Origin of the sequence: Pseudomonas avellanae BPIC 631 (assembly GCF_000444135.1) — a bacterium.
In the GTDB taxonomy this organism is placed as follows: domain Bacteria; phylum Pseudomonadota; class Gammaproteobacteria; order Pseudomonadales; family Pseudomonadaceae; genus Aquipseudomonas; species Aquipseudomonas avellanae.
Genome location: NZ_ATDK01000348.1, coordinates 1 through 5,754, shown reverse-complemented (window position 1 = coordinate 5,754; position 5,754 = coordinate 1). Strand labels below are relative to the sequence as shown.

General features: G+C 58.0%; 9 protein-coding genes. 2 read left to right on the top strand and 7 right to left on the bottom strand.

Features of this window, described 5'->3' with window-relative positions:
* Positions 1 to 147 precede the first annotated feature (147 nt).
* The 7 genes from DW49_RS0121235 to DW49_RS0121205 form a co-directional block, all read right to left on the bottom strand.
* Complete coding sequence (locus DW49_RS0121235; protein ID WP_005615315.1) at positions 148 to 489, bottom strand: HopJ type III effector protein; 342 nt, start codon at positions 487 to 489, stop codon at positions 148 to 150.
* A complete protein-coding gene (locus tag DW49_RS0121230; protein WP_003379298.1) occupies positions 482 to 778 on the bottom strand; it encodes a DUF1244 domain-containing protein in 297 nt (98 codons plus the stop codon). Before DW49_RS0121230 ends, DW49_RS0121235 begins: the two co-directional genes overlap by 8 nt.
* Positions 779 to 821: 43 nt before the next feature.
* The gene (gene folX, locus DW49_RS0121225; protein ID WP_003379302.1) at positions 822 to 1,193 is read right to left on the bottom strand and encodes a dihydroneopterin triphosphate 2'-epimerase; all 372 of its coding nucleotides are present in this window, start codon (positions 1,191 to 1,193) and stop codon (positions 822 to 824) included.
* Positions 1,193 to 1,756: a GTP cyclohydrolase I FolE gene (gene folE / locus DW49_RS0121220; protein WP_003379304.1), complete on the bottom strand. Its 564-nt coding sequence runs from the start codon at positions 1,754 to 1,756 to the stop codon at positions 1,193 to 1,195. The genes folX and folE overlap by 1 nt, the downstream gene beginning before the upstream one ends.
* Before the next feature lie 21 nt (positions 1,757 to 1,777).
* A complete protein-coding gene (gene folM / locus DW49_RS0121215; RefSeq protein WP_005736509.1) occupies positions 1,778 to 2,488 on the bottom strand; it encodes a dihydromonapterin reductase in 711 nt (236 codons plus the stop codon).
* Between the two features lie 234 nt (positions 2,489 to 2,722).
* Positions 2,723 to 3,292 (bottom strand): putative antibiotic biosynthesis monooxygenase, encoded by a 570-nt coding sequence (locus DW49_RS0121210; RefSeq protein WP_005615319.1) that lies wholly within the window; start codon positions 3,290 to 3,292, stop codon positions 2,723 to 2,725.
* A gap of 151 nt (positions 3,293 to 3,443) precedes the next feature.
* Entirely contained in the window at positions 3,444 to 4,049 is a 606-nt protein-coding gene (locus DW49_RS0121205) for a hypothetical protein (protein WP_003379308.1), read from the bottom strand.
* Positions 4,050 to 4,236: 187 nt separating this feature from the next.
* On the opposite strand from DW49_RS0121205, the gene DW49_RS0121200 reads away from it, so the two are divergent.
* Both DW49_RS0121200 and DW49_RS0121195 read left to right on the top strand, forming a co-directional pair.
* Positions 4,237 to 4,689, top strand: coding sequence for a flavodoxin (locus tag DW49_RS0121200; protein WP_005615323.1), 453 nt, complete (start codon positions 4,237 to 4,239; stop codon positions 4,687 to 4,689).
* A 111-nt stretch (positions 4,690 to 4,800) separates the two neighbouring features.
* On the top strand, positions 4,801 to 5,712 hold the full coding sequence (locus tag DW49_RS0121195) for an SDR family oxidoreductase (RefSeq protein WP_005615324.1): 912 nt from the start codon (positions 4,801 to 4,803) through the stop codon (positions 5,710 to 5,712).
* The last annotated feature ends 42 nt before the right edge of the window (positions 5,713 to 5,754 follow it).

The window sequence follows — 5,754 nt, the reverse complement described above, 5'->3', positions numbered from 1 at the left end:
AACCAGCCGCCTCGGTGCACCGATACAACCAAGTTTTCCGGCTTGGGGCGCTTCGCAGCCCATCGCGAACAAGTTCGCCCCACACAAGCGAAGCGTCGCCCGGTTGCTCCTACACCCTACGGGCAGAAGCCCTGATTGCCAGTACTTTCAAGCCTTGCGCTTGAGCGGCTCGCCTTCAAACTTCACACCTGCAAGGCCCTGCTCGATCAGCGCACGGATGTTGCCGTGATCGCTGCCTTCGGGCGTGGCCGCTACGGCGCGGTAATGTTCGCCAAAGGCGAGCAGCGCCTCTTCATCACTCAAACCTTCCAGCAACGCCAGGCCAAGTGTCTTGCACGAGCCTTCGTTCTGCCCGGCAGCATTGTCGACGTCGCCGTTTCTAAACGGCTGAGGCTGATATTCGTAACATTCTGCAATAAAAGCCAGGGTGTCGGCGAAGGCATGTTCGCCGCTGCGCAGGCGGGTACGCAGTGCATTGATATCAGTCATGTTTGCTTTCCTTGACGAACGCCGCCTGTTGCTCGGCGCTGGCTTCTTGCTGGTAGTTGGCTTTCCACTCGCTGTACGGCATGCCGTAAACCACTTCGCGGGCATCATCGAGGCTGATGTCGATGTGCTTTTCATCAGCGGCGGCCTTGTACCATTTGGACAGGCAGTTGCGGCAGAAGCCGGACAGATTCATCAGGTCGATGTTCTGGACATCCTTGCGGCTGTCCAGATGCGCGACCAGTCGGCGGAAGGCGGCGGCTTCGAGTTCGAGACGTTCTTGCTCGGTCATGACGGGCTCTATTCAGGCAATAAGTCTCGCCATGATAAGAGTTTCAGCGTTGACCGGCGAGCGTGATCGACACCGATTCAGCGAAGCGCAGCGCATGCGGCTTGTCGACTTCCACTTCGGCGTAGGTTACCGCTTCGTGGCTCATCACCAGGTCCAGCACTTCCTGGGTCAGTCGCTCCAGCAGTGCAAAGCGGTTGCCTTCAACGTGCTGAATGATGGCCTTGGTGATGGTGCGATAGTTGAGCGCGTGCCCGATATCGTTATCGCGAACAGCCTCTTGCGCGGGATAAAGAATCGTCAGGTTGATCAGTACATCCTGTTTGTTGACGATCTCGTCCTCGTTGATGCCGATGAAGGTGCGTAACCGCAGGTCCTTGACGCGTATGCGCGCGGTGCCAGGTTCGAGTCTTGCCATTACGTTCTGCTCCGTCCGATCAATTGCAGAAACTCCATGCGGGTCGTGCTCGATTCGCGGAACGCACCCAGCATCACCGACGTGTTCATGGTCGAATTCTGCTTTTCGACACCGCGCATCATCATGCACATGTGCTGTGCCTCGATGACCACTGCCACGCCGGCTGCGCCAGTCACTTCCTGAATCGCGTCGGCAATCTGTTTGGTCAGATTTTCCTGAATCTGCAGACGACGGGCGAACATGTCCACGATGCGGGCGATTTTCGACAGGCCCACCACTTTGCCGGTCGGGATATACGCGACGTGCGCCTTGCCAATGAACGGCAGCAGGTGATGCTCGCAGAGCGAATAAAGCTCGATGTTCTGGACGATGACCATTTCATCGTTGTCGGAGGCGAACAGCGCGCCATTGACGATTTCTTCGACGGTCTGGGTGTAGCCGTGACACAAATACTGCATCGCCTTTGAGGCGCGTTTCGGGGTGTCCAGAAGACCTTCACGGTCTGGGTTTTCACCCAGTTCGAGCAGGATGTCTCGATAGTGCTGTGGCAGGGATGAACTCATCAGAAGGGTCCTCGGGGCGGCTTATTTGACGTGCCGTCCGCCGTTTACGGTCAGTGTTGTGCCGGTGACATAGGTGCTGTCCAGAAGGTAGCGCAGGCTCTGGTAGATCACTTCTGCACCAGGCTCTATGCCCAGAGCCGACTTGGCCAGGGCGTTGGCGCGGTAGGCCGCATCGTCCTTGGGTTGAAACATCAACAGCGCTGGCGCTATGCCGTTGACTTTGACAAGCGGGGCGAACCTTGCGGCGAACGACAGGGTGAGGCTTTCCAGCCCGGCCTTCGTCGCGCAATAGGCAATGTGCTTGCTGCTGCCCTTGCGGGTCACGTCATCGCTGATGTGCACGATGTCGGCGACGTCGCTGGCGTGTAACAGTGCCTCGCAATGCAGGTTGATCAGGTACGGGGCGAGCATGTGCACGCTGAACATGCGCGTGAAGTTTTCGGCTTCGTCGCCTGGCGTTTCGGCCAGCCATTCGGACGCGTTGTGCACAATGGCACGCAGGCTTGAAGTATGAGATTTCAGCTGCTCGATGAACGCCATGACCCCAGCTTCGCTCGAAAAATCGCCGTGCAGGGTGTGCGCACCGGCCTGGCGCAGTTGCGCCACACTGGCGTGTTCGGTTCGGTAACTGATGATGACCTGATGCCCGTGTTCAAGCAGGCGCAACGCGCAATGCAGGCCCACGCGCTGGCTGGCGCCGGTAATCAGGATCGGTGCAGAAGATAATGCCATCGACAGCCCACTCATCAGGTGTCCGTAATGGACGAGAATTCTACGGTCGATTGTTTCTTCCGGTTCATCTGCAAAGTTATACCAGAGAATTTTTTTGTACAACCCTGGGCAACATGAAAATCGCGGCATTCCGCGTGAGCGGGCGCTTATGACCGATAGGTTGAAGAGGTGAGCGGGTCTGAACGGGACGAAGACCTGTACCGAGCCGTCAGGGGTGTACAGGTCTTGCTGAAACTATCGCGGGGATGTCGACTGTGTCGGGCGTGCAGGCGTTGCAGGCGTGCTCTGCAGCCAGGTGGCCAGCAGGCGCGTGGACAGAGGAATGAACAGGTAGACCATCAACGGGGTCAGCACCGCTGTGCTGATCATGATGCGCGGCAGCAGATTCAGGTGGTTGAGCAAAGGGCCGAGCAGAAAGTTGAAAATCAGTGACACCGGAAAGAACGCCAGCCAGATGGCCACAGCCTGCTTCCAGCGCGGCGGGCGCTGATCGATTGCGCCGAACCAGCCGTCTATGCCACTGACGCGATGCTCGGAGGGTTGCGCGAATAGACCGCTGCCGCGCACCAGCCAGGAGCGTCGGGAGGCAGAGTGCTCCCAGGCGTGCATGGTGTGCTCGTCGGCAAAGCGGAAAATAATCTGGAATTCATCATCCCCGGGTGGGGGAGCCAGCACGCCTGAGCCCAGATAACCCGGGAAGTCCGTGGCCAACTGTTCGCCTTCGTGCAGCCAGGCCATCATTTCGTGGTAGCGACCCTGCGCCACGCGGCGGGCAACCATCAGGGTGACGGGTGAGGTAGACATTGTGTATCTCCGGTAGAGGCGTGAGATTCCCGGGTAGGGAGGTCACATGCCGCGAGCCGGGGTGATGGGTCGCGACAGCTTCACTGAGAAGCAAGCAAGGATTATTCCTGAAACAGTGCCAGACCGGTAGAACTTTGCAGCGGTTGAAGCATTACTTGTGCAGGGCAGGGTGCTTGCGCCGGTGCTCTTGCAGGATGTATTGACGCAAGCGCTCGGCATCATCCTTGCCGTGTTTGCTGAAATGGTAAGCGCCAAAATTGTGCTCGGTCATTCGTTCCAGCTTGCCGCGCATAGGAATCGGGGCCTGGCCTACAGGGTTGAACCAGGCTGAAAAGTTTCTCGGCAGCTTGCCTTCCTTGCGGTATTCAAGCAGCACGCCTTTGAACGACAGCTCGTGAACCCAAAGCGCAGTCAGTGCGCCTTTCTCGGTTTCGAGCGGGATCGGGTCTTCAAGCACCAATCGCCATGGACGGATGCGCGGGCCTTCTTCAAAGATGCTCGGCGCGCCCAATTCCAGGTGCAGGGCATGAAACTCGTCCTCGACCAGGTGCAGCGGGAAATTCATCTGCTGATTTTCAAACTGGGCATGAATCGTGATCTGCTCATGCGCAGCCAGACGCGTCAGCAAATCCTGTATCTGAATGCCGCCATTGACCAGCAGGCTACGCGTGCTGTCGCGCACATTCAGCTTGGGATTACGCTGCATGCCCTGGATAAAATCCAGCTCTGCCTGTGTGAGGAGTGAATCAGGTTGCATGACAGGACTCGGGCTAACCGGTTATTGAGAAAAAAGACCATTAATTCCAAGGAGTGTTCTGACCATTCATCATATTTTTGCATTTCAGTGTTTCAACTTTCCTGCGCGTTACTCAAAGGCAGGCGAAAAATCAGACGCTGTTTTGGGGCATAATGTTTCACTTTTTTAGGCTGCCACAGGAATAACCATGAAAGTCGCCATTGTGTGTGGATCGGTCTACGGATCGGCCGAAGAAGTTGCCAGACACGCAGCCACGCTTTTGCAAGCTTCAGGCCACGACACCCTCGTCAACCCCAGGCTTGCGCTGCCAGACCTGTTGGCGTTCGAGCCAAAGGCACTGCTGGCGGTGACGTCGACCACCGGCATGGGCGAGCTGCCCGATAACCTCATGCCGCTCTACTCACAGTTGCGTGACCTGCTGCCCGCAGCCCTGCGCGGTTTGCCGGGGGGCGTGATCGCGCTGGGTGATGCCAGCTACGGCGACACCTTTTGTGCAGGGGGCGAGCAGATGCGCGAGCTTTTTGCCGAACTGGGGATTGTCGAAGTGCAGGACATGCTGCGTCTGGACGGCAGTGAAAGCGTCACCCCTGAAACCGATGCCGAGCCTTGGCTGGCAACGTTCATGACCCAGCTGGGCTGAAATCATCCTGTACTTTTATCGGACATGATTCAGCACAGCGCGTGTTGATTGTGGCTGGCAAGTGCCTGAACGACACTCCTCGCAACCTTTCCTTGATTCACGGAGCCTGCGATGAGCGAGTCGGTACGTTTTGAAGATAAAGTCGTGATTGTGACGGGCGCAGGCGGCGGGCTGGGACGAGCCCACGCGCTGCTCTTCGCGAAACATGGCGCGCGGGTGGTGGTCAACGATCTGGGTGGTTCGGCGCATGGCGAAGGGGCCAGTGCCTCTGCTGCCGATCAGGTTGTCGCCGAGATTCGCGAGGCGGGCGGCACCGCCGTGGCCAACCATGATTCGGTGATCGATGGCGGGCGAATCGTGCAACACGCGCTGGACGCCTTTGGTCGCATTGATGTGGTGGTCAACAACGCTGGCATCCTGCGCGACAAGAGCTTCGCAAAAATGCAGGACGCCGACTGGGACCTTGTCTATCGCGTTCATGTAGAGGGCGCCTACAAGGTGACCCATGCCGCCTGGCCGCACCTGCGTGAGCAGAATTATGGACGGGTGATCTTTACCTCATCGACCTCCGGCATTTATGGCAACTTCGGCCAGTCCAATTACGCAGCGGCCAAGCTCGGGCTTTACGGACTGACTCGCACCCTTGCGCTGGAAGGCCGCAAGAACGGAATTTTCGTCAACGCCATCGCGCCCACGGGCGGCACACGGATGACCGAGGGGCTGATCCCTGCCAGCGTGTTCGAACTGCTCAAACCTGAACTGATCAGCCCGCTGGTGGTGTACCTGGGCAGTGAACAGTGCCAGGACAGCGGTGCGCTGTTTGAAGTAGGTGGCGGATGGATCGGCAAAGTTCGCTGGGAGCGCAGCCTGGGTGCGTGCTTCGATCCGCAGGCGGGCTTCAGCCCGGAAGACGTCGCTGCGCAGTGGCAGACGATTGGTGATTTTGACGGTGCGGCGCACCCTGATGACAGTACCGAGGCGCTGAAGGAAATGATGGCCAATCTGCAGGGATATCTCAGATAAGTGCATTAACACAATGTGTGTATTTAAGGAAACTCTGAAAAA